The sequence below is a fragment of the Streptomyces sp. NPDC048507 genome, from assembly GCF_043199995.1.
GTDB lineage: Bacteria > Actinomycetota > Actinomycetes > Streptomycetales > Streptomycetaceae > Streptomyces.
Window position 1 is genome coordinate 23584 of record NZ_JBICWZ010000028.1, and the last position, 26995, is coordinate 50578.

The 26995-nt window shown below is 75.9% G+C and carries 21 protein-coding genes and 2 pseudogenes; 13 read left to right on the top strand and 10 right to left on the bottom strand.

Annotation, left to right across the window (positions count from 1 at the left end):
- The first annotated feature begins 72 nt into the window (after positions 1–72).
- Both ACGFXC_RS35980 and ACGFXC_RS35985 read left to right on the top strand, forming a co-directional pair.
- Positions 73–1965: a trypsin-like serine peptidase gene (locus tag ACGFXC_RS35980; RefSeq protein WP_393719139.1), complete on the top strand. Its 1893-nt coding sequence runs from the start codon at positions 73–75 to the stop codon at positions 1963–1965.
- A gap of 272 nt (positions 1966–2237) precedes the next feature.
- A pseudogene (locus tag ACGFXC_RS35985) lies at positions 2238–2411 on the top strand (LysR family transcriptional regulator); the annotation flags it as partial.
- A gap of 350 nt (positions 2412–2761) precedes the next feature.
- On the opposite strand, the gene ACGFXC_RS35990 reads toward ACGFXC_RS35985, so the two are convergent.
- Positions 2762–3751: a helix-turn-helix transcriptional regulator gene (locus tag ACGFXC_RS35990; protein WP_393719140.1), complete on the bottom strand. Its 990-nt coding sequence runs from the start codon at positions 3749–3751 to the stop codon at positions 2762–2764.
- Positions 3752–3865: 114 nt separating this feature from the next.
- Here ACGFXC_RS35990 and ACGFXC_RS35995 point away from each other — a divergent pair, with 114 nt between their 5' ends.
- Positions 3866–4267, top strand: a complete 402-nt coding sequence (locus ACGFXC_RS35995; protein ID WP_393719141.1) for a VOC family protein — start codon at positions 3866–3868, stop codon at positions 4265–4267.
- Between the two features lie 65 nt (positions 4268–4332).
- Positions 4333–5424, top strand: coding sequence for a PP2C family protein-serine/threonine phosphatase (locus ACGFXC_RS36000; RefSeq protein WP_393719142.1), 1092 nt, complete (start codon positions 4333–4335; stop codon positions 5422–5424).
- A 32-nt stretch (positions 5425–5456) separates the two neighbouring features.
- Here ACGFXC_RS36000 and ACGFXC_RS36005 read toward each other — a convergent pair whose 3' ends face one another.
- A complete protein-coding gene (locus tag ACGFXC_RS36005) occupies positions 5457–5681 on the bottom strand; it encodes a hypothetical protein (RefSeq protein ID WP_393719143.1) in 225 nt (74 codons plus the stop codon).
- Between the two features lie 459 nt (positions 5682–6140).
- Between ACGFXC_RS36005 and ACGFXC_RS36010 the strand changes: the two genes are divergently transcribed.
- The gene (locus tag ACGFXC_RS36010) at positions 6141–6812 is read left to right on the top strand and encodes a helix-turn-helix domain-containing protein (RefSeq protein WP_393719144.1); all 672 of its coding nucleotides are present in this window, start codon (positions 6141–6143) and stop codon (positions 6810–6812) included.
- On the opposite strand, the gene ACGFXC_RS36015 is transcribed toward ACGFXC_RS36010, so the two are convergent.
- Complete coding sequence (locus ACGFXC_RS36015; protein WP_393719145.1) at positions 6759–7487, bottom strand: class I SAM-dependent methyltransferase; 729 nt, start codon at positions 7485–7487, stop codon at positions 6759–6761. The two genes, ACGFXC_RS36010 and ACGFXC_RS36015, sit on opposite strands and share 54 nt — an antisense overlap.
- A gap of 123 nt (positions 7488–7610) precedes the next feature.
- Here ACGFXC_RS36015 and ACGFXC_RS36020 point away from each other — a divergent pair, with 123 nt between their 5' ends.
- The 4 genes and pseudogenes from ACGFXC_RS36020 to ACGFXC_RS36035 all read left to right on the top strand — a co-directional run bounded on the left by ACGFXC_RS36020 (position 7611) and on the right by ACGFXC_RS36035 (position 10717).
- Positions 7611–7949, top strand: a complete 339-nt coding sequence (locus ACGFXC_RS36020) for a PadR family transcriptional regulator (RefSeq protein ID WP_393719146.1) — start codon at positions 7611–7613, stop codon at positions 7947–7949.
- Positions 7946–8809, top strand: coding sequence for a hypothetical protein (locus ACGFXC_RS36025; RefSeq protein WP_393719147.1), 864 nt, complete (start codon positions 7946–7948; stop codon positions 8807–8809). Before ACGFXC_RS36020 ends, ACGFXC_RS36025 begins: the two co-directional genes overlap by 4 nt.
- 203 nt (positions 8810–9012) lie before the next feature.
- Positions 9013–9552, top strand: a pseudogene (locus tag ACGFXC_RS36030) (FadR/GntR family transcriptional regulator); the annotation flags it as partial.
- Between the two features lie 88 nt (positions 9553–9640).
- Positions 9641–10717 carry a substrate-binding domain-containing protein gene (locus ACGFXC_RS36035; RefSeq protein WP_393719148.1) on the top strand — a complete coding sequence of 359 codons (1077 nt, stop codon included), beginning with the start codon at positions 9641–9643 and terminating at the stop codon, positions 10715–10717.
- Here the strand turns inward: ACGFXC_RS36035 and ACGFXC_RS36040 are convergent.
- From ACGFXC_RS36040 to ACGFXC_RS36055, 4 genes are all read right to left on the bottom strand, one after another.
- Entirely contained in the window at positions 10701–11411 is a 711-nt protein-coding gene (locus ACGFXC_RS36040) for a TSUP family transporter (RefSeq protein ID WP_393719149.1), read from the bottom strand. The genes ACGFXC_RS36035 and ACGFXC_RS36040 overlap by 17 nt on opposite strands.
- On the bottom strand, positions 11408–12892 hold the full coding sequence (locus tag ACGFXC_RS36045; RefSeq protein WP_393719150.1) for an amidohydrolase family protein: 1485 nt from the start codon (positions 12890–12892) through the stop codon (positions 11408–11410). Before ACGFXC_RS36045 ends, ACGFXC_RS36040 begins: the two co-directional genes overlap by 4 nt.
- Positions 12889–14217, bottom strand: a complete 1329-nt coding sequence (locus ACGFXC_RS36050) for a uracil-xanthine permease family protein (RefSeq protein ID WP_393719151.1) — start codon at positions 14215–14217, stop codon at positions 12889–12891. Before ACGFXC_RS36050 ends, ACGFXC_RS36045 begins: the two co-directional genes overlap by 4 nt.
- A 410-nt stretch (positions 14218–14627) precedes the next feature.
- A complete protein-coding gene (locus tag ACGFXC_RS36055) occupies positions 14628–15140 on the bottom strand; it encodes an RICIN domain-containing protein (protein ID WP_393719152.1) in 513 nt (170 codons plus the stop codon).
- Positions 15141–15467: 327 nt separating this feature from the next.
- Here ACGFXC_RS36055 and ACGFXC_RS36060 point away from each other — a divergent pair, with 327 nt between their 5' ends.
- Positions 15468–16466, top strand: a complete 999-nt coding sequence (locus ACGFXC_RS36060; RefSeq protein WP_393719153.1) for a winged helix-turn-helix domain-containing protein — start codon at positions 15468–15470, stop codon at positions 16464–16466.
- A gap of 6 nt (positions 16467–16472) precedes the next feature.
- On the opposite strand, the gene ACGFXC_RS36065 is transcribed toward ACGFXC_RS36060, so the two are convergent.
- Together ACGFXC_RS36065 and ACGFXC_RS36070 are read right to left on the bottom strand one after the other, a co-directional pair.
- Complete coding sequence (locus ACGFXC_RS36065; protein WP_393719154.1) at positions 16473–16754, bottom strand: helix-turn-helix domain-containing protein; 282 nt, start codon at positions 16752–16754, stop codon at positions 16473–16475.
- Complete coding sequence (locus tag ACGFXC_RS36070) at positions 16754–17239, bottom strand: DUF2975 domain-containing protein (RefSeq protein ID WP_393719155.1); 486 nt, start codon at positions 17237–17239, stop codon at positions 16754–16756. The genes ACGFXC_RS36065 and ACGFXC_RS36070 overlap by 1 nt, the downstream gene beginning before the upstream one ends.
- A gap of 532 nt (positions 17240–17771) precedes the next feature.
- On the opposite strand from ACGFXC_RS36070, the gene ACGFXC_RS36075 reads away from it, so the two are divergent.
- Positions 17772–21116 carry a PDZ domain-containing protein gene (locus ACGFXC_RS36075; protein ID WP_393719156.1) on the top strand — a complete coding sequence of 1115 codons (3345 nt, stop codon included), beginning with the start codon at positions 17772–17774 and terminating at the stop codon, positions 21114–21116.
- 50 nt (positions 21117–21166) lie between these two features.
- On the opposite strand, the gene ACGFXC_RS36080 is transcribed toward ACGFXC_RS36075, so the two are convergent.
- The gene (locus tag ACGFXC_RS36080; RefSeq protein WP_393719157.1) at positions 21167–23890 is read right to left on the bottom strand and encodes a BTAD domain-containing putative transcriptional regulator; all 2724 of its coding nucleotides are present in this window, start codon (positions 23888–23890) and stop codon (positions 21167–21169) included.
- 360 nt (positions 23891–24250) lie between these two features.
- Between ACGFXC_RS36080 and ACGFXC_RS36085 the strand changes: the two genes are divergently transcribed.
- Together ACGFXC_RS36085 and ACGFXC_RS36090 are read left to right on the top strand one after the other, a co-directional pair.
- Positions 24251–26533 (top strand): TOMM precursor leader peptide-binding protein, encoded by a 2283-nt coding sequence (locus ACGFXC_RS36085; protein ID WP_393719158.1) that lies wholly within the window; start codon positions 24251–24253, stop codon positions 26531–26533.
- A 93-nt stretch (positions 26534–26626) separates the two neighbouring features.
- Entirely contained in the window at positions 26627–26785 is a 159-nt protein-coding gene (locus tag ACGFXC_RS36090) for a hypothetical protein (RefSeq protein ID WP_393719159.1), read from the top strand.
- Positions 26786–26995 lie beyond the last annotated feature (210 nt).

Here is a 26995-nt window from a genome sequence, read left to right on the forward strand (position 1 = left end):
TCGTTGCATTGCGGAAGATTTGCGGCTTTTGTGGTGGACGTCGACGGCAGAGGTCCAGGCGAGGAGCCACGCATGCACGGCCACGAGCACCGGGGGAGTCCTCCTCCGCCCCGTCAGGTCCTGCGCACCCTCCTGGTCCTGATCCTGGTTCTGCTCCCGTCCGTCGCCACCGCGAGCGCCACCGCGGACCCGCCGGCCGCGGCCCCCGCCGGGTCGCCGCCGCCCACCCCGGCATCCGCCGCCGCGGACGACCTCGCCGTGGCCCGGGCGGAGGCGTTCTGGACGTCGGAGGCCATGGCGGCGGCGACCCCGATGGCCCGTGGCGGCCCCGGCCGGACCGACGGCCGGACCGACGGCCGGACCCCGGAAGACCTGCCCCGGACCCTGGTTCCGGGACCGCAACCGGGCCCGCGCGCACGGCACTTCGGCGGGCTGGTGACGGTGGGGATCCTGTTCGTCCAGGGCGGCGACCTGCGCCGGCACATGTGCTCGGCGAGCGTGGTCGACAGCCCGGGCGGCAGCCTGATCCTCACCGCCGGTCACTGCGCCACGGGCAGGCGGGCCGCCTTCGTCCCGAAGTACCGGACGGGCGCCTCCGCGGGGCGGCAGCCGTACGGGATCTGGCCGGTAGGGGAGTGGTTCGCGTACGACGCGTACACCCCCAACACCAAGGAGGCCGCCTCGGACCTGGACTTCGCCTTCGGCCGCGTCGTCACCAACGGCGGCCGGCGGCTCCAGGACGTGACGGGCGCGAACGCGCTCGCTCGCACGGGGTCCTTCGCCCAGACCGTGACCGTCGTCGGCTATCCCGCGACGGGCAACGACCCCGAGGACCGGGCCGTACGGTGCACGGTGCGCACCGGCCGCCTGCCCGGCTACCAGCAGATGCGCGTCGACTGCGCCGGCATGTGGGCCGGCGTGTCCGGCGGCCCCTGGTTCTCACGGATCGACGAGAAGACCGGCAGGGGCGTGATCGTCGGGAACGTCGGCGGCTACAACGGAGGCGGCCCGGACACCCCGGGGAGCAAACCCCTCTACGGCCGGATCACCTACAGCCCCGTGCACCAGGACGCCTTCTTCGCCCTGTACCAGGACGCGAAGAACAACCGGCACGGCCACCGGGCCGATCCCTACCGGCCGCCCTCCCGGTCCTTCTCCCTGGGCTCCGCCCGGACCTGGCGGCACGCCAGGCTCCTCGCCTCCGGCGACTACACCGGTGACGGCAAGGGGGACGTGATCACCGTCTGGGGCGACGGCGAGACCACCCTCTACAGCGGCGACGGAAGGGGCGGCTTCACCGCCGAGCACCGGCTGAGACCGAGGAACACCACCTGGACGCACGCGAAGACCGTCACCGGCGGCGACTTCGCGGGCGGCGACGGATCCGACCTCCTGGTCGTGTGGGGCGACGGGGAAGTGTCCCTGTACCCCGACGTCACCCGCCGGACGGGCCTCGGCCGGGAGATCACCCTGGCACCGCGCCACTCGGTCTGGCGGAAGGCGGAGCAGGTGGCGGGCGGCAGCTTCGGCACCACCGGCCACGTCACCGACCTCCTGGTCCGCTGGCACGACGGAGAGGTCACCGACCACACCGGGGTCGGCGCCACGGGCTTCGGTACCGAGCACAGGCTCCGGGCCCCCAACGCCCTCTGGAAGAACGCGTCCCTCGTCACCACCGGCGACTTCACCGGCGACGACGCGTGGGACACCCTCGTGCGCTGGAGCGACGGCGAGGTCACCCAGTACCGCGACACCTCACCCGCCGGACTCGGCCGGGAGACCCGGATGGCACCCCGCCACGGCCCGTGGACCGCCGCGACGGTCATGACCGCCGGCAGCCTCGACGGCAACGGGTACCCGGACGACCTGCTCGTCCGCTGGCGCGACGGGGAAACCGGTCTCTACCAGGCCACCGGCACCCGCTTCGGCCGCGAACGCACCCTGGTCGCACCCCCGGCGCCCTGATCAGGAGGGGCCGGGCCCCGCCTTCTCCACCAGGAAGTGGACGTCGTTGTGCTCACGGTCGTGGTGTGCCCGTCCAGCCTGAACCACGTGCTCCCGGCCACGACGTGGAACAGCCGGTCGACCGCGCGTGGCAGTGCGGCCGGGCGCCGGTGGCGCCCGGGGGCCTGTGTCGTCCGCCCTCCCGGCCGATCCCGGGAAGAAGCGGTGAACCACAGGCGGTTGGAGAAGCCGGAGATCGGCGATCGTGAGGAACGAATCCGGAAGGGGGCCGCGTGGAACTCAGGCAGCTGCGGTACTTCGTGGCCGCGGCGGAAGAGGGCGGCTTCGGAGGGGCCGCCGAACGGCTGGGCATCGTCCCCTCGGCCGTCAGCCGGCAGATGGCCCGGCTCGAACGGGCCTGGGGCGTCGAACTCTTCGAGCGCACCACCGGGCGCGTACGGCTCTCCTTCGCGGGGGAGCGGATGCTGCCCGAGGCGCGCAACGTCCCGGCGGCCGCCGACATCGGGACGGGCGAGGACGGGATGCTGCGCCTGGGCATCGTGCACGGTCCCGGCGACCGGCTCCACCGGGTCCTGGCCCAGCTGGCCGACCGGGCGCCGCGCCTCCAGGTGAGACTGCGCCGGCTGCCCGCCTCCGAACGCCTGGCGGCCGTGCGCGCCGGGGAGCTGGACGCCGTACCACCTCCCTGGCCGTGCGCCCCGGCCCGTCGGTCCCCTCGGTGCGCCAGCTGCCGGCGGCCCTGCGCGGCGCGGAACCGGAACCGGAACCGGAGCGGGGCGCGCGCCCGGGTGGCCCGTCAGACCTGCCGGGCACAGGCCGCGAGACGGGCGGCGAGGGCCGCGACGAGGTCGCGCAGTTCATCCGGGCGCTCGATGACGAACGGCCGGTCGAGCGAGGCGAGTACCGGCGGCAGCCAGTCGAGGGACTCCGCCCGGATCTCGGCCCGCAGCCAGCGTTCCTCCCCCGGATCCGCCGGCGCCGTGGGCCCGGTCTCCGCCAGGCCCGCCACGGAAGCCGGCAGGCGGGTCCGGACCTGATCGGGCGTCCCGTGGATCCGCAAGGTCACCGCGTGCCGGTATCCGGCCGTGGCGAAGCCCGAGACCACACGCTCGGCGGCATCGACTCCGGCCGGTACCTCGAACGAGCCGGGCAGGGCCCTGGCGGCCGTGACGCGGTCGAGCCGGAAGGTGCGGTCCTCCCCGGTCCGGGGGTCCGTGCCCGTGACGTACCACCGGTCCCCGTGGGCGACGATCCCGTACGCGTGCAGCGGGCGTTCGCCCGGCCGGCCGTCGCGGCCGGTGTACCTGATCGAGAGCGGCCGCCGGTGGCGCACCGCGTCGGCGAGGGTGAGCAGGACCTCGGCGTCGGGGCGGGGGGAAGGGCCGGGCGCGGCCGTGGAGGAGAGGGACTCCAGGACCGCGTCCAGCCTGCGGGCCAGCCGCCCGGGCAGCACCCTGCGGATCTTGGCCGCCGCCGTCTCGCCCGCCGTGTCCGCCGTCGTCACCGGCCCCCCGCGACGGCCGGCGGCCAGGGCGAGCAGCACGGCGAGCGCCTCGTCGTCGCTGAGCATGAGCGGGGGCAGGCGGTAGCCGGCGGCGAGCCGGTAGCCGCCGTGGCGGCCCCGCACCGCCTCCACCGGCACGTCGAGCTCGATCAGCTGGTCGACGTACCGGCGCACGGTGCGCCCGTCGACGCCGAGCCGTTCGGCGAGCTCGGCCATCGTGCGCAGACCGCCGGACTGCAGCAGCTCCAGGAGGATCAGGACGCGTCCGGTGGGCCGGGACATGGTGGTGAACCCGTTCTCTTTAGTGGACCGATTCTGTCCAGTATTCCTCCTAGCCTGCGGAGTGCGTACCCGAGCGGCCGCCCGCGGCCCCCCTCCGTCCCCTGGGAGAACACCATGAACCTCGTCTCGATCCGCATCATCACCGGCGACGTCGCCCGCCTCGTCGCCTTCTACGAGCAGGCCACGGGGGCCTCCGCGGCCTGGGCGACCGAGGACTTCGCAGAACTGCGGACCCCCGGCGCGACGCTCGCCATCGCGAGCACGCGCACCGTGCCCCTGTTCGCGCCCGGCTCGGCCCGGCCCGCGGACAACCACAGCGTGATCATCGAGTTCCTCGTCGACGACGTGGACCGGGTGCACGGCAACCTGCGCGGCCTCGTGTCGGACTTCGTCACCGAGCCCACCACGATGCCCTGGGGCAACCGGTCGCTGCTCTTCCGCGACCCCGACGGCAACCTCGTGAACTTCTTCACCCCGGTCACCGCGGCCGCCGCCGCGAAATTCGCCCGGGCCTGAGGGGCGGGCGGCCGACTCCGCTCGTCAGGGCGCTATGCCCCTCTTGTCCGGATACTCTGGGCAGTGTGATCGAGTCTGGACGGCCGCGGCTCCGCCGGCGCTACGGCCCCGGAAGGCTTGTGCGGCTGTCGCCGGTCATCCTGACCGCCGTGATCGCCGGCCTCGCCTATGCCACTCCGCCGGAGATGGCCTTCAGCCGCCTCCTGCCCGCGGCGCCGGCCCTGGCGGCCGCCATGTGGCCGGTCCTCCCCACCGTCCTGCTCGGGACGGTGTGCCTCCTCCTGATGATCGGCCTCAGCCTCGTCTTCCCGGATCTGGGCACGTGGTGGACGGCCGCGGGGATCATCGCGGTCACCGTCGCCGCCGCGTACGGCAGCCACGCCCGGCTCCAGCGGGAGCGCACCCTCATCCAGGTCCGGCTCGTCGCCGACGCGGCGCAGCAGGTGGTGCTGAGCCCCATGCCGCGCCGCCTCGGGAACTTCGAGATCGAGTCGCTGTACCTCGCGGCCGCGGCGGAGGCCCGCATCGGCGGGGACTTCTACGAGGTGGTGGACACGCCCTTCGGGATCAGGCTCCTCATCGGCGACGTACGGGGCAAGGGCCTGCCGGCCGTGGGGGCGGCGGCCGCGATCGTCAACGCCTTCCGGGAGGCCGCGTACGCCGAGACCGACATGGTCGAGGTCGCGCGCAGGCTTGATGCCAGCAGCACCCGTTACAACGCCGCCTTCGCCCCCGACGGACCGCTGGAGCGCTTCGCCACGGCCCTCCTCGCCGAAATCCCGCACGGGGGACGCCACATCGACGTCCTGAACTGCGGACACCCGCCGCCACTGCTGCTGCACGCGAGGGAACTGCGGGTCCTCGAATCCGCCACGCCCTCGCCCCTGCTCAGCCTCGCGGAGCTGATCGGCGATCACTACACCGTCGACACCTTCGCCTTCGGCCCCGACGACCTCCTGCTCCTCTACACGGACGGGATCGCCGAGGCCCGCGCGCGCGACGGCGAGTTCTTCCCGCTGGCGGCCTGGATGCGCCGGCAGCCGCCGACGCCGCCCCGCGAACTGCTCACGGCGCTGCACCGCGACCTCCTGCGCCACAGCAGAGGACGCCTCGACGACGACATCGCCGCACTCGCCGTACGCCTGCGCGCGCCCTGAGGCGAGGGGCGGTGCGGGGCGGTTCGGGGCGGTCAGGTGCGCGGGCGGCCGGGTACCGCGTCGTGCCGGTCTCCGTGGCCGCCGTCGAACCAGTAGTCGCCCGCGGCGAGGTAGCGCAGGGCGTGCGTGCCGTGGGCGGGGTGCGCGCGGCCGGCGTCCCCGAGCGGTCCCGCCGGGCGGAGCGGCCCGTCCGGAGCGTCGGGCGGGGGGAGGAAGGCGGCCTGGGTCCGGACGGTGAGCCGCTCGCGTTCGAGCACGGTGTTCTCCAGCTGTGGAAGTGATCGGGGTGGTCCCGGGCGTCCTCGCGTTCGCGCGGGCCGGCCGCGGTGGTGGTGGTGCGGGCGCACGGCCCGGACCACGGCCACCTGTCCGCGCACCGCCGGGTGGGGGCGGGGAGCGGCGCCGGTCTCCGGTCCGGGGACGGGGCGCGGAATCGGTCCGTCGCGGGGCCGGGCCGGGGCTTCGCCGGCCGGCCGGGCCCCGCGTGGGTGGACCTCTCGTCGCCCTGTCACCGTGACACGCGCGGGCGCGCGCCGCTCGGCCGGGGGCCGTGGGCGTAGGCCGGTCGGGGGACTTCCGGGAAGCTGCGGTTGTGACAGCCTGGGCCCATGGGGACGGGCGCGGGGCGGGCAGGGGCCGTGGGGCGGGAGCCGGGGGCGGGCTTCGGGGTCGGGGTCGGGTACGCGTGGTACCGGGGAGCGGCGCCCGGAGGTTCCGTGCACCGGCACGCCGCATTCCAGCTCGTCCTGGCACCCCGGGGCGAGGCGGCGCTCGCCGGGGCGGACGGCCGGGTCGTCCGGGCGCCCGCGTTGCTCGTCCCGCCCATGACCGCCCACCGGATGGTGCCCGCGGAGGATCTGCTCACCCTTTTCGTGGAGCCGGATTCGGCCTTCGCCGACCGGCTGCGCGCACACGGCGGCTGCGGTGCGGGGATCGTGGCGGTGCCCGAGCTGTACGGGCTCGCCGCGACCGGCCCCGGGCCCGCCGCGGCGCTGCCCTCGGCCCTGCTGGACCCGCGCCTGCTGGCCGCGGCGGTCCTGCTGGACGGGCTGGAGGGGGAGCCGGGGGAGCCGGTCCCGATGGAGCTGGTCGCGGCCCGCGTCGGTCTGTCGCCCCAGCGGCTGCGGGCCCTGGCGCGGCAGCAGCTGGGCGTGCCGCTGGTGCGCCGGCGCATCTGGCTGAAGCTGCGGCGCAGCGCCCGGGCCCTGGGCGAGGGGCGGAGCCCGGCCGAGGCGGCCGCCGCCGGGGGCTTCGCCGATCAGGCCCACCTCAGCCGCCGCATGCGGGAGATGACCGGCATGACCCCGGCGGCCGTGCTGCGGGTGCTGCTCGCCTCAGCCGCCGGCGCGGCGGGCGACGTACACCGAGATGGACCCGGTCACGGTTGACACGACCTCGGCTTTGCGGACCCCGTCGAATCCGGCTGCGGTGATGAGGGAGGGCAGGATGCCGTCGGCGTTGGGCTGGGTGTCGCTCCGGCCGTCCGCGAGCTGGACGACGCGGAACGCGGCCCGCATCAGACGGGTGCGCTGGAGCCCGTAGTCGGCCAGGACCAGGCGGCCGCCGGGCCGCAGCAGGGTGTGCAGGTCGGCCAGCACCGCCCGCTTCATCGCGAGCGGGCACTGGTGCAGGACGAGGCTGGAGACGGCGGTGTCCGCGCTGCCCGCACCGAGCAGGTCCGCCACTTCGTCCCCCATGCCCCGGCGCCACTCGACGGACGCGCCCGCGGCCCGGGCCTTGCGGCGGGCGACGGCCAGGACGCGGGGGTCCGGGTCGACGCCGATGACGCGGGCGGCGGGTTCGATGCGGTGCAGGAGCAGTGACTGGGAGCCGGTGCCGCAGCCGACGTCGACGATCACCTCGCCGGGCCGCGGAGCCACGTGCATGGCGAACACGCCGCGCCAGAGCCGCTCCCGCAGCAGGGCGGCCACCGGGTCGTAGAGCCCGGTGGGGGCGAAGCGGCCCGCGGCGGGCGTGAACGGCCGGGATCCGGGGGCCGCGCCGGACGGCGCAGGGGGCACAGGCGTTTCGGGGGTTGCGGAGGTTTCGGGGTGAGGAGTCATGGCGGCAGTGTCCGGCGCCTTACGGCCGCAGGTCTTGTACGAACCGCTCGTCCCGGGACCGCCCCGGAAGCACCCATACCTCGGTCATCAACACATGCCGCTGGCCGGGCTATCGTGCGGGGTGTGACCGATAAACCCCTGCGCGAACCGACCCTGCTCATCCTCACCGCACTCGCCGACGCGCCCCGGCACGGGTACGCGATCGCCCAGGAGGTCGGCAAGATCTCGGAAGGCCGTACGAAGATGCGGACGGGCACGCTCTACGGCGCCCTGGAACGGCTCCTGGAGGAGCAGCTCATCGCCGTCCACGAAGAAGAGGTCGTCGACGGCCGCCTGCGGCGCAGCTACGCGCTCGCGCCGCGCGGACGGGAGGTGCTGGCCGCCGAGGCGGCCCGGATCGCGCGCACCGCGCAGGAGGCCACCCGCCGACTGGCCCTCGGCGGCCGGGGGGCGACCGCGTGAGCGCGCTGATCAGGCTGTACCCCGCCGCCTTCCGGCGGGAGTTCGGTGAAGAGATCGCCCACACCTACCGGGAGGCGACCAGGGAAGCGGGCCCGCGGGACCGGATCCTTGAGGCCGGCGGTGTCGTCGGGCACGCCCTGCGCCTGCGCCTCGGGCTGGGCTCCGCCGGGCGCGCCGGGAAACTCGCGGCGGCGGTGGCGCCGTTCGCCGTCGTCACGGTCGCGGCGGTCGCCGTGAGCTGGGCGCGGATGCGGGGGTGGGCGGTCCAGCCCGGCGGCGACGCCGCGACCGGCGACCCGTTCCGCCAGCTGCCGGCGGCCCAGCTCGTCACGGTGCTGGGCGCGTTCCTCGCCCTGGCGGGGCGCTGGTCCGTGGGCACCTGGACCGCGGCGGCCGGCGTCCTCGCGACCGTGGCGGTCGACGCTTCGCGGCCGGGCGGCGGTGCGACCGGCTCCGTCCTCCTGTTCGACGGACCGCTGCTGGCCCTGGCGCTGGCGGCCCTGCTGTGCCCGCCCGACCTGCGCCCGGCACCCCGGACCCGTACGCGGACCGGGACGGTCGCGGTCCTGGTGTGGGCGGGGGTGGTGGCCGGCGCGGTGGTGGCGCTGCCGCCGTCCTACCTGCCCCCGGGGGTGAAGTTCGCCGTCCCCCTGACCTTGGGGGCGGTCCTGGCCGGGCGGCGGGCGTTCGCGCGGTTGCGCACCGCACCGGCCGTCCTCCTGGCGGGCCTGCCCGTACTGTTCTTCGCCGCCGCCCCCGGCGGCGCGCCCCCGCCCGTCCTCACCGCCGCGCTCGCCCTCCTGCCGGCCGCGGCGGCGGTGGTGGGCGTCCGCCGCCGCACCGGCCGTGAGCCGGCCTAGGTCGTCTCTTTCGGATCTTGCCGGTCAAGCCCGCGTCGTCCGGTGCCGTGCATCGCAAGGCGGAGAGGCTCCCGCGTACTGGACGTACTCGGGTGCCTCGACAACGCGGCGAGGTGCGGTGCCGGGCGGCGCGGGTCAGGCAAGATCCGAAAGAGACGACCTAGCCCACGGGACCCCTCGCGGCGCGGTTGACGGCGGCGAGGACCAGGCTGCCCGCCGAGACCGCCCTCGCCCGGACGCTCGGCATCGGCCGCTCCACCGCGCGGGAGGCCCTGCGCGCCCTCGCGGGAGCCGGGCTGGTGCGGGCCCGGCAGGGCGCGGGCGTGTTCGTCATCGCCACCGAGCCCGCGGAGGACTGGTCCGCGCGCCTGTGCCGGGCGGCCATCACCGACGTCTACGAGGTCCGGATGCTGATCGAGGTGGAGGCGGCGCAACTCGCCGCCCAGCGGCGCACGGACGAGGACCTCGCCCTCATCGGCGCCGCCCTCGGCCACCGCCGGCGAGCCGGCGCCGGCAGCACGGAGGCGTTCGTCGACGCGGACATCGCCCTGCACGCGGCCGTCGTGGCCGCGGCCCACAACCCCGTCCTCACCGCGCCGTTCACCGAGTTCGCGCCCGCCCTGCGCCAGGCGCTGATCGACCTCGTCGACCGGCTCGGCCTGCGCACCGACGATCCCGGGCACGGCGACGCCGGCCACGCCGCGCTCGTGAACGCCGCCGCCTGTGAACCCCGCCGCACGGCGGATCCCGGGGGAGGGGCGGCGCGGCGCGGGCGCGTCGGGGAAGATGGCGGGGTCAGCCGCTGTCGAGACGTGGGGAGTGTGCGCGTCGATGACGCCGTCGCCGTCCGGTCCTGTGCCCAAGCCTCCGACGATCGCCGACGTGGCGAGCGCCGCCGGAGTGTCGCGCACGACGGTCTCGCACGCGCTCAACGGGCTCGGCAAGGTCGACCCGCGCACCCGGGAGCGGATCAAGCAGGTCGCCGCCGAGCTGGGGTACCGGCCCAACCTGCGGGCGCAGCGCCTGCGCCGGGGTGAGGCCAAGGCCATCGCGCTGGCCTCGTCGATGCCGTTCGCCGTCGCGGGCGGCACCTCGCGGCTCGGGTTCTACATGGAGATCGCCGCCGCGGCCGCCGAGACCGCCCTGCTGCACGACTACGCGCTCGTCCTGGTGCCGCCCGTGCGCTCCGGGTCCGGGCTGCACTCCGTCGACATCGACGGGGCCATCGTCGTCGAGCCGGACGTCGGCGACCCGGCGGTGGCGCTGCTGAGGGAGCGCCAACTGCCGTACGTGGCGCTCGGGCGGCCCGTGTCGGCGGCGGAGGAGGCCCCGTACGTGGACCTGCGGGGCGGGCTGGTGGCCGAGATGCTGCTCGGCCACCTGCGCGAGCAGGGCGCGCGGCGGCCCGCACTGCTCATCGGGTCCGGCGAGCGGCACTCCTCCGTCGACGCGCGCACGGCGTACGAGCGGCTGGCCGCCCGGTACGGGTGGCCGCCCGTGGTGGCGACCGCGCCCGAAACGGGCGGGGAGCAGGCCGGATACGAGCGGTGCGCGGCGCTGCTGGCGGAGCACCCCGGTACCGACGCGGTGTGCGCGCTGGTGGACGTGTTCGCGGTGGGGGCCGTCCGGGCGATCCGGGAGAGCGGCCGCTCCGTACCGGGCGACGTCATGGTCGTCACCCGGTACGACGGCCTGCGCGCCCGGACCTGCGATCCGCTGCTGACCGCCGTCGACCTGCACCTGGACCGGGTGGCGGCCGACGCGGTGGAGCTGCTGCTGGGGCGCCTGCGGGGCGGGGCGGGGGCCACCGTGCCGGTGGTCGCGCCGCCCGCGCCGCGGCTGGTGGTGCGGGCCTCTTCGCTGCGGGCGGGCCCGCCGCCGACGGCCCCCGTCACACCCCCAGCATGAGGACGAGGCCGGAGACCAGGGCGAAGACCAGGACGAACAGCCGCGTCCTGCGGGCGTCGAGCCGGTGGTGGACCAGACGGCTCAGCCATGCTCCGGCGCCGATCGCGGGCAGCAGCAGGAGGGCGAGTCCGAGGTCCCCCGCCTGTCCCTTCCCGGTCGCGAACAGCAGGACGAGCGAGGCCACTTCGCCGATGAGGAAGCAGACCGCGACGGTCGCGCGGAGTTCGGCGGGCGGCCGGTGCTGGTACACGAGGGCGAGCGGAGGCCCGCCGACACCGGTCGCGGTCTCCGTCAGCCCGGTCACCGCCCCCGCGCCGACGTAGGCCAGCCGCCCGGGGGTGAAGGCGGGTGCGGCGAGGCTCACCACCGCCGCCAGGACGGTGGCGACGCCGACGAACAGGCCGATGCTGCGGTCCGGGATCAGCCAGAGCAGGGCGAGCCCACCGGGGGTGGCCGCGAGTCTGGCACCGGTGATCCAGCCCGCGCCCCGCAGGTCGAGGGCGGCCCGCTCGCGCCAGGCGACGTACAGGTTCAGCGGGATCATCGACGCGAGGACGAACACCGGGAGCAGGCCCGGGTCGAGGATCCCGGCGACGGGCGCCACGATCAGGGCGAAGCCGAGGCCGCTGCTGCCCTGGACGAAGGCGGCCACGGCGACCGTCAGGACGAGGACGGCGAGGGCGGCGGAGCTCATCGCGCGCCGCCCCGCGCGCCACCCCGTACGGTGGCCCCCGCGCTGCTCCCCGCGGTACTTCGCGCACGGGCGGCGGTCGACGTGGGGTGCGCCCGGACGATCGGAGCCCGTTCCACCGCGGCGCGGGCCAGCCCGACGGCCCGGCTGACGAGCGCGGGGCCGTCCCAGCCGGTGGGCGCTCCCCGCCACATGCGCAGGCGGCCCGCGACGAACACCGCGCCGATCTGGTCGCGGTTCCCGCGCCGCACGAGCTCCCAGGGCAGGTCCCAGGACAGCGCGAGTTCGGGGTTGGTGACGTCGACGAGGAGGAAGTCGGCCGCCAGGCCCTCGGCGACGGTGCCGGTACGGGCGCCCAGCCCCACCGCGTCGGCGCCGCCCCGCGTGGCGTGTTCGAGCCAGGTCCAGCCCGCTCCGCAGGAGGAGTCGCCGGTGGCCAGACCGTAGGCGATCCGCTGGGCGAACTCGGCAGCGTCGGTGAGCCGGAAGCCGTCGCCGCGCGTGCCGTCGGTGCCCAGGCCGAAGCGGATGCCGCGTTCGGCCAGGGTGGTGGCCGGGGCGACGGCGTTGCCCTTCCAGGCGCTCGCCACCGGGTTGTAGCTGACGGCGGTGCCGGTGTCGGCGAGCAGGGTCAGCTCGCGGGGGGTCAGCAGCGTGGCGTGCGCGGCGAGCAACTGGGGGCCGAGGGCGCCGATCTCGTGCAGGTGCTCCAGGGGGCGCAGGCCGTGCCGGACGAGGGAACGTTCGACGCCGGCCAGGTGTTCGTTGACGTGGATCTGTACGGTCGCCCCCGCCTCGGCGGCGAGCCGGGCCGTCGTCCGCAGCGTGGCCGTGGTGGCGGCCTCGGGCACGGACACGGCCAGGGAGGCGTGGACGAGCGGGTCGCCGTCGTAGCGGGCCAGGTGCTCCGCGGCGCGGGCCGCGGCCCCGCCCCGGGGGCCCGCGGAGGCGGTCCCGTCGGGCTCGGCGTCGTCGCAGATCAGGCCCAGTACGCAGCGGATGCCGGCGTCGCGGGCCGCCGAGGCCACGACGTCGACGTCCACGCCGGTGCGGTTGCCCGCGTCGGTGACGGTGGTGAAGCCGCCGCGCAGCGCTTCGAGCGCCGCCAGCTTGGCTGCCGTGTACGCCGATTCCTCGTCCAGGGAGCCTTCCAGCGGAACCCAGACCCGGCGGAAGATCTCCGACGGCTCTCCGTAGGCGAGCGCCGATCCGAAGGTCTGGGCGAGGTGGTGGTGGGCGTCGACGAAGCCGGGCATCAGCAGGTGCCCGGGGAGCCGTACGGGGTCGAGGTGGGCGTGGGTGCGCAGGATCCGGGCCGCGTCGCCGACGGCGAGGAAGCTGCCGTCGCGGACCACGACCGCCACGCCCGCGGCAGGGCCTTCGGGGAGCAGGACGGCGTCCGGTACGAGGAGCAACGGGCCGGGCCCGTCGAGCCGGTCACGGCTGAGCCGGTCGATCTGGTGCGTCTGATTCGGCTGGTTCATCGGTTGCTGTCGTCGCTTTCGGTCCGGGCGGCGGTCAGGCGCGCGGCGATGCCGGGCCTGATGTGGTGGAAGAGGAGGTTGAGTACGGCGGCCGTGAACGCGCCGACGGCGACGCCGCTTTCGAGGAGGATGCGCAGGTTCGGGGGGAACCCCGCGTACACGCCGGGGACGAGGATGGGCAGCAGGCCGAGCGCGAGGGCGACGGCGCACACGAAGGTGTTGGTGTGCCGGTCGAGGTCGCAGCGGCCGAGCATCTGCACGCCGAGCACGGTGATGACGGCGAAGACGACCATGGCGGTGCCGCCGATGACGGCGGACGGGATGACGCTGATGGCGTGGGTGACGGGCGCGAGGAAGCCGATGACGATGAGCACGACGCCCGCGGCGGCGGTGACGTAGCGGCTGCGTACGCCGGTGACCCGGACGATCCCGATGTTCTCGCCGCTCGTCACCATCAGCGGCAGGCCGAAGCACCCGCCGACGACGGAGGTGAGGGCGTCGCCGCGGATGGTCTTGGGCACGGCCGTGCGCCGGTCGATGTCCTTGCCGACGGCTTCGGCATTGATGACGGTCTGGCCGGTGGCCTCGGCCATGGAGGCGAGGCTGTAGAGCATCAGGGGCAGCGCGGCGACGAGGTCGAACCGCGGTGAGCCGAAGGGCAGCGGCTGCGGCACCGTGAAGAGGCCGCCGCCGCCCGCGCCCCCGAAGTCGACGGCGCCCACGGCGGCGGCGAGGGCGGTGCCGGCGAGCAGCCCCAGCATCACGGCGAGCTGGCGCAGGATGCCGGCGGACAGCAGGTAGAAGACGACGGTGAAGCCGATGGTGGCCAGGCCGAGCCCGAGGTTCACGGGATCGGCGAAGCCGGGTTCGCCGGGCCGCCCGGTGACGAGCACGGCGCCGACCTTCACCAGGTTGACGCCGACGATCACGATCATCGTGCCGATGACGAGGGCCGGGAAGAGGGTCAGCAGCCGCGAGAAGACGGGGAGCACGACGAAGGAGAAGACGGCGGTGAGGATGACCGCGCCGCTGGCCGTGCGCAGGCCGTGCTGGTCGGCGATGGCGAGGAAGAGGATGAGCGGTGCGCCGCCCGGGAGCATCACGAAGGGCAGGCGGGGGCCGAACTTCCAGGGTCCGAGCGACTGGATCAGGGAGCCGACCCCGGAGAGCACGAAGGCGGCGGACAGCAGGTTGACGGTCAGGGCCGGGCCGAGGCGCAGGGTGGCGCTCATGAGGAAGATCGCCGAGATGGGGGTGGCGGCCATCACGAGCACGTGCTGGACGCCGAAGAGGAGGATCCGGGCCAGGGGGCGGGACTCGTCCACGGGGTGCACGGTCCGCCGGGCGGGGCCGTCACCGGGGTCGGCCGGGTCGGCCGGGTCGCCCGGCTCCGTCGCGGAAGGGGGAGGGGACTGCGTACCGGGGAATGCGGGGCGGGGACGTGACACGTTCGAGCTCCGATCGGCGTTCGACACGCTGGGGTTCAGCCACGGTCCGGCCCTGGACGGAGAGCCAAAACGAAGGGGCCAAATCGATTTGGCCGCCAGTATGTGAGGGTCGTCGGAGTGCCGTCAAGGGGTGTGACCACCCTCGCGGGTGATCGATTTCAAGACTGCGGGGCCGGGCGGCGGACGAAAGCGGAGATCGGCGTTCCGCGCGCGGCCGCCTGACGGGGGTGGCCGCGGGCGGTGCGGGCGCGCCGTGACACGACGGCGCCCGCACCGCCCACGGTCCGTCAGGAGCGGCCCCAGACCTGGGTCGCGGCGCCCGTGCAGACGGTCTGGCGGACCTCGCGACGGCTGCCCGACGGCTGGCCGCCGTCGTCCAGGCACAGCCCACTGGCCATGTTCTTGATCGTCACCGAGCCGCCGCCCAGCTCGACGAACTCCCAGCGCATGCTGGACAGGTTGTCGCAGGCGCGCTGCACCACCTGAGATCCGGGCGTGGCGCCGACGGCCTGCATGCACTTGTACGAATGCTGCGCGGAGAGCATCGAGGTCGGATCGTCGACCCGGAACTCCACGATGAACGTCTGGTTGCCCTTGCCGTTGCAGCTGAACTGCTGGAGGGGCGTGCCGTCGTCCTTGGAACCGGCGCGTACGTCCAGACACTTGCCGGTGGCCGCGTTCCGGAACTGGTACTGACCGCTGACCCCGGCCTGGGCCGGTGTGGTGAGCAGGGCGGTGGCCGCGAGCGCCGCGCCCACGGCGAGGGCGGTGCGGACGGCGAGCGAGGTACGAAGCTTCATGGTGCGGTCTTCTCCCTGGTCCGTGGTGGGGGAACGGCCGCCTGGGCCGGAAGGCCGTCCGACGCCCCGCGGAGGCGGCGCGGACGGTCTCTCCCCCGTTCGCGAGCCAGCTTCGCGGGCCCCCGGCCTCCGCCTCAAAGCTCTTCGAGCTGCATCGAATCCGGACATTCCGCGGTCTCCCCCCGGGGTTCAGGCCACATCCGCGCAACCCGCCCGGCGCCCGGCGGACCCGCCGCTACCGTGATCATGGAGGTCGGTGCGGACCGGAAGGCCGTGCGGCCGGCCCCGTGTGCCGCTCCCGCACGCCGATCCCTTGGAGACACGTCGGTGTTACGCATCCACTTCACCGCCGAAGACCTCACCCGCGTCCGCGTCGCCGGCGCCCCCGACCCCCTCGCCGAGACGGTCCTGAGCCTGCCCCTCCTCCAGACCGGAGAGCCGGGACGGCCCGCTCCCGTCGCCCTCGGCGGCTGGCGCGAGCGCACCCGCCGGGGCCTGCGGCCCGAGATGCGGCTGCTGTTGGAACTGGCCCCGGCGGGACACGGGGAGTACGTACCGGAGGTGTTCGCGCACGCGGCCACCGCGAGCCTCGCCGACAGCCTGGACCACACCTGGTCCCTGCCGGCCGTCCAGTGGGCGACGGACTGGTCCGCCACCCGGATCCTGCGGCCCGCCGCCCCCCGCTGGATCCACGCCCTGCACCACGGGGACCGCACCTGGCGCGAGCTCGTGCGGCGCCGGCTGCACGAGTACCACGCCCTGGCCATCGCCCCGTACTGGCCCCAGCTCCTGGCGACGGCGAACGCCGAGCGCGTCCAGAGGGCCCTGGCGGCGGTCGACTCCGGAGTCGAGGGCCTCCTGGGCACCCTGCATCCGCAGATCTCCTGGTCGCCGAGCGTCCTGACGGTCCCCTGCGACCTGGACGCGGACCTCGAACTGGCCGGCCGGGGCATCCTGCTCGTCCCGACCTTCTTCTGCCCGCGACCGCTGGTCCTGGTCGACAACGCCGACGCCGCCCGCCCGCCGGTCCTGCGCTACCCCATGGCCCGGTCCCTGGCCGCCTGCGCGTCCGTGGTGGCCCCGGGGCCGCCGGGTACGGGCGAGGGCCTCACCGCTCTGCTCGGCACGACCCGGGCCCGTACCCTGCGAGCCGCCCGGAGCCCGGCCGGTACGACCGAACTGGCCCGCCGTACGGGCACTTCACCGGCCACGGCCAGCCACCACGCCTCGGTCCTGCGCGCCGCGGGCCTCCTGACGACCTGTCGGGACGGCCCCGCCGTGCGCCACGCCCTCACACCGCTGGGCCGCGCCCTGCTCGGCGGCTGAAGGCCGTCACGGGCCCGCACCCCCGGAGGCTCCTGCGGCTTCGGCCGCCGCCGCTTCCCCGGCCCGCTCGGCTTCCGCGGGGTCCTCGGGCTCCCAGCGCAGCAGGTCGCCCGGCTGGCACGCGAGGACCTCGCAGAGCGCGGCGAGCGTCGCGAAGCGCACCGCCTTGGCGCGGCCGTTCTTGAGCACGGCCAGGTTGGCGGGCGTGATCCCCACCCGGTCCGCGAGCTCGCCCACGGACATCTTCCGCCGGGCCAGCATCACGTCGATGTCGACGGCGATCGGCATCAGATGACCTCGTCCAACTCGGCCCGCATCCGCGAGGCTTCGACATCGCGCGCGACGGCCTGGGCGAGCAGCATCCGCAGCACGAGCACGATCAGCGCGACCCCGAGGATGGCCACGCCGATCCCGCCCATGATGAGGGTGACGCCCGGGTCCTCCCGCTGCCCCGGGGCGTTGATGGCCGTGACCGCGAACCACATGAGGGCGATCGAGGTGATCGCGCCGATCACGATGTCCACGTAGCGGAAGGCGGTGTGGGAGAACACGGTTCCGCGCCGCACCATCGTCACCAGCCGCCATACGCAGACCAGGGCGGTCTGGACCGACACCATGCCGAGGACCGCGATCACGCGCAGCGGCGTCAGCGGGAGCGACCCGTCCTCCGGATCGGTGGCGAACGCCCACAGCACCGATACCTGAATGAACACGGTGCCCACGAACACCACCCCGAGCACGGCGCGCAACGCACGCACTGCCAGCTTCCCCATGACCCATCCCTCCATCGAGTTACGATGGGAATCTATCGAATCTCGATAGGTGAGGCAAGGGGGCTGCCGCGGTGGCCTGCGGCGGCCCGCGGCGGCGGGCGGGCGGCGAGCCGCGGTCGCCGGGGAGCGGGGCCGGGGGCTCCTCCGGGCGGGGCGAAAGCGGGAACGGGCCGGGAAGTTCTGGGGGCGGGGCGCCGGATGGCAAGAGGGGCGGCGAAACTGTGTGTGATCGTCTCATCTTCGCGCGGTATCCCCTCCGTACCTTGGGTGATTTCCGAGAATCGGATCCGTCCGCGCGCTGCTAGATTCCTGGCATTGGCATTCCTGCCGTCGCCCATTCGGGCATTCGGCATTCGGTCGCTCTGACCGGCCGAGGGCCGTTGGGAAGCTCCCGGAACGAGGTCCGCGCATTCCCGGGAAAACACCGGAGGACGGGGAGCCGGGGGAACGTGCGCGAGGGCGGACGGGTTCCCGGCCGGTTACGGGACCGCGGCCGGCCGAACGGCCCGTACCGTACTTTCCAGGAGTTCCCGTGACGTCCCTTCCGTCCGCCCGGCCCTACGCCGCCCACCCCCACCTCCACGGCGACCTGCTGGTCTTCGCCGCCGACGGCGAGGTGTGGGGAGCCCCCGCATCCGGCGGCCCCGGCAGACGGCTCACCTCCGACGGGGCCCGCGCCGCCCACCCCCGCGTCTCGCCGGACGGCAGCCTCCTGGCCTGGACCTCGCACCGCGACGGCGTACCGGAGGCGTACGCCGCCCCCCTCGACGGCGGAGCGCCGCGCAGGCTCACCCACTTCGGCCACTCCCGCACCCGGGTCGCGGGCTGGACCCCGTACGGCGAGGTGCTGGTCTTGACCGCCCAGCACACCCACTCCCCGCTCGCCACGTGGGCCTGGGCCGTCTCCCCGGACGGCGGCGCCCCGCGCCGGCTGCCGTACGGGCCGGTCGGGGACCTGGCCGTCGGGCCGGCGGGGGAGGTGCTGCTGCGCAGCGTCACGATGTTCCCGCAGGCCGCCCACTGGAAGCGCTACCGGGGCGGTGCCGTCGGGCGGTTGTGGCTGGCCCGCCCCGGGGCGGACGGCGCGGTGGACGGCGCGGGCCCCCGGTTCGAGCCGGTCGTGCCCGAGGGGCACACCGACCGGGATGCCGACCTCGAATGCCCGATGTGGCTCACCGCGCCGTCCGGGACGGAGGGCCGCATCGGGTACCTGAGCGACGCCGGAGGCCGTGCCCGGCTGTGGTCGAGCCGGCCCGACGGATCCGACCCGCGCCCGCACACCCCCGACGGGGCCCACCCGGGATTCGCGGCGCGCAACGCCGCCACCGACGGGACCCGGGTCGTCTACCAGAGCGGCGGCGACCTGTGGCTGCTGGCGGACACCGCGTGCGGCACCGCACCGGTCCGGGTCGACGTACGCCTGACCGGGCCGCGCCCTGGGCGGGCCGGGCACCGGGTGCCGGCCTCGGAGTGGGCCGGCGACTTCGCGGCGCTCCACGGGAGCGCGGGCGCCCTGCTGGAGGTGCGCGGCACCGTCCACCTCCTGCCGGCGGATGCCGATGCCGATGCCGAGCCCGACGGCGACGGCGACGGCACGGACGGGGACGGGGCCGGGGGCGCCGCGTCCGTCCCGCTCTCCCGGCGCCCCGGCATACGGTGCCGGATGCCGCGGCCGCTCGGAACGACGGGGCGGGTGGCCTGGGTGTCGGACGTCGCGGGCCCCGACGCCCTGGAAGTGCTGGATCCGCGCCCGACCGCGCCCCCCGGCCCGCCACGGGTCCTGGCGGCCGGGCTCCTGGGACGGGTGATGGAATGGCGGGCGTGTCCGGGGGGCAGGTACCTGGCCGTCGCCGCCCACGACGGCCGCGTCCTCGTCGTGGACGCCGCCACGGGCGGCGTGGCCGAACTGGACCGCAGCGCGCACGAAGAGGTCTCCGGCCTGGCCTTCTCCCCGGACGGGATCTGGCTCGCCTGGTCCCACCCCGGCCCCGAGGGCCTGCGCCGGATCAGGCTCGCCCCGGTCGGCGGCGGGCCCGTCCTGGACGCCACCGACGGGCGCTACCGCGACGAGTCGCCCGCCTTCACCCCGGACGGCGCCCACCTGGCGTTCGTGTCGGACCGGGTGTTCGACCCGGAGTACGAAACGCACGTCCTGGACCTGGCGTTCGTCTCCGCGAAGCGCCCCCATCTGCTGACCCTGAGCGCCGACACCGCCTCCCCCCTGCTGGACACCGTCCCGCCCCCCGCGCCGCGCGGGGACGCCGTCCCCGCACCGACCGTGGTCGACCCCGTGGGGCTGGGGGACCGGATCGTCGCCTTCCCGGTGCCGGCCGGCGAGTACGGCCGGCTGGCCGCCGCGCGCGGAGCCCTCCTGTGGATCCGTACACCGGCCGTCGGCACCCTCGGAGACCGCTGGACGGGCGCGGCGTCCCCGCCGCCCCGCCCCCGCCTCGAACGCTGGGACCTGGAGGCCCGGTCCCTCACCACCGTCCGCGAGGGAGTCGACGCGTACGAGGTGACCGGCGCGGGCGGCCACGTACTGCTCCGGGACGGCGCCGGCCTGGCCGTCCGCGCCCTCGGCCACGACGCCGACGGCGGCTCCGGTCCCGCTCGCGGCGAGCGGCCGCTGCGGCTCGGGCGGGTGACGGTCAGCGTCGACCCGGCGGCCGAATGGGCGCAGGCCTTCGCCGAGGACGAACGGCTGATGCGGGACAACGTCTGGTGCGCCGGCCTGCCCGCACTCGACGGCGGCGGCCCGTGGGCCCGCTACCGGCCGCTGCTCGAACGCGTCGGCGACGCCACCGAGTTCGCGGACCTGCTCTGGGAGGTGCACGGGGACCTGGGCTGCTCGCACGCCTACGTCTGGCCGCGCGCCGGGGCGGCCGGGGCGGCCGGGGCCGCCCGCCCCGGCCTGCTCGGCGCCGACCTCGTACGCGATCCGGAGGGGACCTGGCGGATCGCGCGCATCGTGCCGGGCGAGAGCTCGGCCCCGGCCGCCCGGTCACCGCTGGCCGCCCCGGGGACGGGGGTGCGCGCCGGGGACGCCCTGCTGGCCGTGGACGGGCGTCCCGTGGACCCGGACGCCGGACCCGCGCCCCTGCTGTGGGGGAGCGCCGGCCGTCCGGTCGGACTGACGCTGCGGCCGGCCGCGGGGGGACCGGAGCGCCGGATCACCGTCGTACCCCTGGGTTCCGAAACGGCCCTGCGCTACCACGACCTCGTCCGCGCCCGCCGGGCCCGGGTGCGGGAAGGCGGGGCGGGCCGGCTCGGCTACCTCCACGTACCCGACATGATGGCGACCGGCTGGGCCCAGCTGCACCGTGACCTCAGGGCCGAGGCGGGGGCGGACGGGCTGCTCGTCGACTTCCGCGGGAACAGCGGCGGCCACCTCTCCGCGATGGTCCTCGAACGCGTCGCGCGCCGCCCGGTGGGCTGGCAACTGCGGCGCGGCAGCACGCCGGAGTCCTACCCGCCGCTGGCCGCCCGCGGCCCCCTGGTCTTCCTCGCCGACGAACTGTCCGGCTCCGACGGAGACAACGTCGTCGCCGCGGTGCGCGCGCGGGGCCTGGGCCCCGTGGTGGGAGCGCGGACCTGGGGCGGGGTGCGGGGCATGGAGGTCGCCCACGGGCTGGTCGACGGCACGCGCCTGGTCCATCCCCGGGGCGCCTTCTGGTTCGCCCACGGCGGCTGGGAGCTGGAGAACCGGGGGGTCGAACCCGACGTCGCGGTGGTCATCGCCCCGCACGACCGTGCGGCCGGGACCGATCCGCAACTGGACGCGGCGATCGCCGTGGCGCTGGCGGCGATGGACCGCACGCCCCCGCTGCGCGCCCCCGGACTCCCGGCGGCCGCGCCGGGGGCTGACGGGCGGGGCTGACGGGCGGGCGGGCCCCGCCGGTGACCGCCGCCGCCCCGCGCGGCTCCCGGTCAGTGGCTCGCGCTCACCAGGCCCTCGGCGGCGTCCAGGGCCGTCAGCGCCGCCCGGGCCGCCGATTCCCCCTCGGTGTAGGCGTGCGCCGCAGCCTCCCGGACCGCGCCGGTCAGCTGGCGCACGGCGTCCTCGGTACGCCCCATGCCGGCCAGCGCCTCGCCGCTCAGCGTCCGCAGCACCACGCGCCGGGAAGCCGAGACGGGGGGCGCGGCCAGGGCCAGGCCGCAGGAAGCGTGCTCGGCGGCCTCGGGATAGGCGCCGGTGCTGACGAAGTGCCGGGCGAGGTGCAGGTGGGCCAGGGTGACCGTCTCGGCGGGGCCGCCCCGTTCCGCGAGGACCAGGGCCTGTCCGAGCTGCTCCCGGGCCTGGTCGTGCCGGCCGTGCCCGCCCAGGGCGGCGGCCAGGTTGATCCGGGCGACGGCCTCCCCGGCCGTGTCCCCCGCGAGCGCCGCGAGCGCCGGGGCGCGCTCCAGATGGGCCAGAGCCTCGTCCGGCCTGCCCTCCTCCATCAGGATCCATCCGAGCAGCGCCCGGGCCCGGGACTGGGCGCCGGGCTCGCCGTCCTCCTCCGCCGCGCGCAGCCCCAGTTCGAGCAGCGGCGTCCAGCCGTCGTGGGACTGCCACAGGATGAGCGGCCACTGGAGGAGGACCAGCCGCCAGGCGTGGGCGTGCAGCCCCGCCCCGACCGCGGTGGCCACCGCCCCGCGCAGGGTGTCCCGTTCGGCCGCGTACCAGGCCAGCGCGTCCGCGCGGTCGGTGAAGCGGCGCACCGCGGCGGGACCGCCGGTCCCGGCGGGCAGCGCGCAGCATGGCTCGCTGCCGGGTTCCGCCGCCTCCGCCGCGGCGAGCAGGGTGTGCAGCCAGTGGTCCAGGAGCCTGGCCGGCGCCCGCGGATCGCGCACCGGGGCATCGGTGCGGGCGAAGAGCCGTACGAGGTCGTGCACCGCGTACGACTGCGGCCCGGTCGGGGCGAGCAGGTGGGCGGCGGCCAGCCGGTCCAGGGCCGCGGCCGCCTGCCGGGGCGAGCACCCGGCGAGCGCGGCGGCCACCCCGGTGTCGAGGGTGGCCCCGGTGTGCAGACCGAGGGAGCCGAACATCCGCCGGGCCGGTTCCGGCAGGTGCTGGACGGTCAGCCCCAGCGCCGCGGCGACCCCCGTGTCCTCCAGGTCGAGCAGCTCCAGTCTGCGCTGCTCGTCCGCCAGTTCGTCGGCGAGGCGGCCCAGACCGCTGTGCGGGCGGGTGGCGATGCGGGCCGCGGCGACCCGCAGGGCCAGGGGCAGACCCTCGCAGAGCCGTACGAGGCGCGCCGCCGAGGCGGCTTCGGCCCCGACGGGTTCCTCGCCCAGCACCGCCGCGAGCAGGGCGAGCGACTCGTCGGCGGACAGCGCGGCCAGCGGCAGCGGGCGGGCGGCGTCCGAGACGACCAGGCCGTCGAGCCGGTCGCGGCTGGTGACGAGCGTGACGCAGTGTTCCCCGCCCGGCAGGAGCGGGCGGACCTGCCCGGAACCGCGCGCGTTGTCGAGGACGACCAGCAGGCGGCGCCCGGCGGTCAGCGCGCGGTAGTGGGCGGCCATGGCGTCCGGGGTCTCCGGTATGCCGTCGGCCGGGACGCCGAGGGCGAGCAGGAACTCGCGCAGGACGGAGGTGGTGTCGCGGGCCGGGGCGGAGCTGTAGCCGCAGAGGTCCACGAAGAGCCGCCCGTCGGGGAAGTCGCCCTGGCGCAGGTGCGCCCAGTGCACGGCCAGCGCCGTCTTCCCCATCCCGGCACCGCCGGTGATCATCGCGAGCGGACCGGGGAGGCCGGCCGTGGCCCGGTCCAGCGCCGCCAGCTCGCCCGCCCGCCCGGCGAACCCCCTGGTCCGGCGCGGGAGCAGGTCCGCGACGGCGACGGAGAGGGGGACGGGGGCGGCCGGACGCGGGGCGGAGCCGGCCGGCGCCGGGCGGGCGAGCGCGGCGCCGGGAAGCCGGGCGGCGGCCGGGCCGTCGCCGGCCAGGGCGGCGTAGGCATGGGCGAGGGCCGGGCCGGGCTCGGCTCCCGACCGCTGCGCGAGCAGGGTCCGCGTACGCAGGAACAGCTCGCGCGCCTCCGCCGCCCGGCCGGCCCGGGCCAGGGCGTGCATCAGGGCCGCCGTCAGCTGCTCGCGCAGCGGGTGCGCCGTCGCCGCCGTCCGCAGCACGGATACGGCGGCGTCGTGGTCGCCGAGCCGCTCACGGGCCTGCGCCAGTTCCTGGACGGCGGTCAGCCGCAGTTCCTCCAGGGCGTGCGCGGCGCTGCTGAGCGCGCGCGTCGCCACCGTCCCCTCCAGCGCGCTGCCGCGCCACAGGGCGAGCGCGTCGCCCAGCAGGGCCGCAGTCTCCGCGGGCTCCCGCCGGGCCCGGGCGAGCTGGAGCAGCTCGTCGAAGCGGTGGGCGTCGAGCCGCTCCGGGGGCACGCGCAGCAGGTACGCCGGTCCCCGGGTGGCGAGTTCGACGCCGTGGGCCTGTGCCCGGTGCGTGGCGAACAGCCCGCGCAACTGGGAGATGTGCCCGTGCAGCACCGTACTGGCGTGCCGCGGCGGTTCGTTGTCCCACAGGGCTTGCGCGAGCCGGTCGACCGTGACGGTGCGGTTGGCGTGCACCAGGAGCACGGCCAGCACGCTGCGCCGTTTGGCGGGGCCGAGCGGGAGGTCCTCCCCGTCCCTCGTCGCCACGGCGACCTCACCGAGAACCCGGAACTCCATGCGGACAACCCCTCTGTCGATCCGTTCGCGCGCCGCGGCCGTCCCGGCCGGCGGCGGCCGGGAGCCGGGCGTCCTGCTATCGCTCGCTAACGCCCGGCTCATGCTGCGCTAATATCCGCAGCATAATCCGGATGATATCCGCTAACGCAATTTGGAATCACGCTCTTCAAACCCCGCGGAACCGCGCTCGCGCCCACCTCTTGGATATCCCGATCCGGTAGGGATCCGGGCATGTGTAAACCTCTAGTTTTTACCACAGAAACGCCCCGGGCTCTCTGATGATCATCCCTGGAATGGACTCGCGAGTAACTTGTTAGCCTCCTCGGAGTGACGGCCATTCGGGACGTGGGGGAGGGTTGCGTGGCATCGGAAAACAGCCGGGAGAAGCTGGGACCGGATACACGGGTATTTCTGAGGCAGGATTCTGTTTTCCTGGAATCGGAGGACGGTGTATTCCTGCGGAGCGGTGCGGGGGACTTCTACATCAAGGGGGCGTCGGCCTACGCCTGGCTGAGCCGGCTCGCCGGGGACCTGGCCGGAGGGACGACCCTGCGGGAGCTCTGCGAGGGGCTGCCGCAGGAGCGGGCGGGCGTCCTGTCGGGGCTGGTGCGCCACCTCGCCGACAAGGAGTTCGTCAGGATCCTCGACGACGAACCGGACCACCTGCTCGGAGCTGACGAGCAGGAACGATTCGCCGAGCAACTCGCCTACCTCGCCCACCACACCCGCACCCCCCGCACCGCCCTGCGCCGGGTCCGCGACGCCCGGGTGGCCGTACTGGGCGGCCACGGCCCCGAAAGCGGAGCGTGGAGCGCCGTACGGACCCTGGCGCGCAATGGCGTCGGACACCTGGCGCTGCTCGGCGGCACGCCGCCCGCCACCGAGCCCGGCGGCCCGGCGTCCGTCACCGAGCCCGGCGGCCCCGTGCCCGCCGGCCTGCCCGCCCGGCTCGACCTGCTCCCGGCGAGCTGGACGGACGGCTGGCAGGAGGCGCTCACGGCCTGGCGGCCGACGGCGGTCATCGCCACCCCCGACGGCGTGCCCGGCGCACTGCTCGGCCCGTTGGCCGGCCTGGCCCGCCGCACCGGCGCCGCCTTCCTCTCCGCCCGGGTCCACGGCGACCTCGTCGTCAAGGGCCCGCTCACCGCTGCCGCCCGGCCGGACGCCCCCCGTCAGGACGCCACCGCCTGCCCCGCCTGTCTGGGACTCCAGCTCGCCGAGCACGCCGACGAGGCCCTCGCCGCCCGCGTCCTGCGCGACGGCACGATGACGGCGGACCGCACCCGCCACCGGGCGGGTCCCGGGGGAGGGGCAGTGAGCCCGCTGCTGCTGGCCGTCACCGCGAACGACCTCGCGACGGAACTCTTCAAACACCTCTGCGGCGCGGTGGAAGCGGACCTCCTCGGCGCGGTGGTCCTCCAGGACGCGGACACCCTGGAGACCTGGCGCGAACCGGTGCCCCGGCGTGCGGACTGCCCCTCCTGCGGCGGGCATCCGACGCCGGACGACGGCCCCGTAAGCCGCCTCAAGGAGTTCCGCGAGGGCCTGCTCGACCTCCCGGCCTCACCCGAGGACCGCCTGACGCGGTACCGCTCGGTGTCCGGGCGGACCACCACGATCCTGCGCGCCTTCGACGACGACGACCTCCGGCAGACCCCCGTACGGTCGGCGCGCATCCGCACCGCGGCCGCGGTCGGAGGCGCGGCCCACGGGTTCGGCGTCACGACCTCGCACGCGGCCCGCGCCCGGGCGGCGGAGCGCGCACTGCGGCACGCCGCGGCCCACGCACCGGCGCTCCTGCCGGTCCGGCACGCCACGGCGGCGCAACTGGACGCCGAAGGGGCCCGGTGGGCGGCGCCCCTCCCCGGGGCGGCCCCGGCGGCCGCCCGGGACTGGACCCCGGCCCTGCGGCTGCGCGACGACGCGCTGGTCTGGGTGCCCCTGGAACGGGCGCTCACGGACGGGGGCGTCGGCGTCGGGGCCACGGTCCGCGACGTCGTCGGGGCCGCCCTGACCGCCGCGCTGCTGGAGGAGCGGCTCCGCGACTGGCTGGACGGCCGCTGTACGCCGGGCCCCGTGGACCCGGCCGCACTGGACGCGCCCCACCTGCCGCCGGCCCTGTCCCTGCTGCGAACCGGGCGCCTGGCCCTGACGGCCCTCGCGCCGGAGGCGGAAGGCGGCCTCGAGGTCGTCATCGGGCGCTATGAGCCCGCGGACGGGGGACTTCCGCTCCAACTGGCGGGCGGCGCCCCCACCCGGGGAGAGGCGGCCGCCACGGCACTGCGCGAGCTGGCCGGCCTGGTGGCCCACCCCGACGCGGCCCGGGGGCCCGGCGGTCCGCACCACGTGCTCTGCCCGCCCGGCTGGCCCGCACCGCCCGGCGAAGCCCTGAACCTCACCGACCTCACCGCCCTCCTGGACCTCGCGGGTACGGGAACCCCCGCAGACCCCGCCACCCCCGAGCCGCCCGTGGCCCCGGCCGGCGAGAGCGGCCCGGACGACTTCCTCGCCCTCCTCGGCCCCGGCCGGGACGCCCTCCTGCTGGAACTGGCCCCGGCCGGCCTGCCCCGCACCCCGGCCGGAGGCCCCGTCGTCCTCGCCGGCCGCGTCCTGCTCCTCGGCGCGCCCCCGCGCCCGGCCTGAGCAGCCCCCAGATGTCCCCGGCCACCGGCCGGGGAGTGCCGGGCGGCCCCGCCGCCCGGACGTTCCACCGCACATCCCTCGAAGGAGAACCACATGCCCGGCAAGAACAGCAGCTACGACGACCTGACCCTCGAGACCTTCCAGCTGGAGCAGGTCCGCATGGAGAACGACCCGACCATGCTGGCCGCCACGTGCAGCAGCAACGTCGGCTGCTGCTCCACCAGCGGCACCCCGGTCGGCGAGGACGCCTGACCCTCCGCGTCGGCCGCCGGACGACGGCGGCAGTGACCCTGGAAACGGTGTGATCCGTGGGGGGGGGGGCCCCCCCCCCCCCCCCCCCCCCCCCCCCCCCCCCCCCCCCCCGACCCCCCCCCCCCCCCCCCCCCCCCGCCCCCCCCCCCCCCCCCCCCCCCCCCCCCCCCCCCCCCCCCCCCCCCCCCACCCCCCCCCCCCCAAGAAACC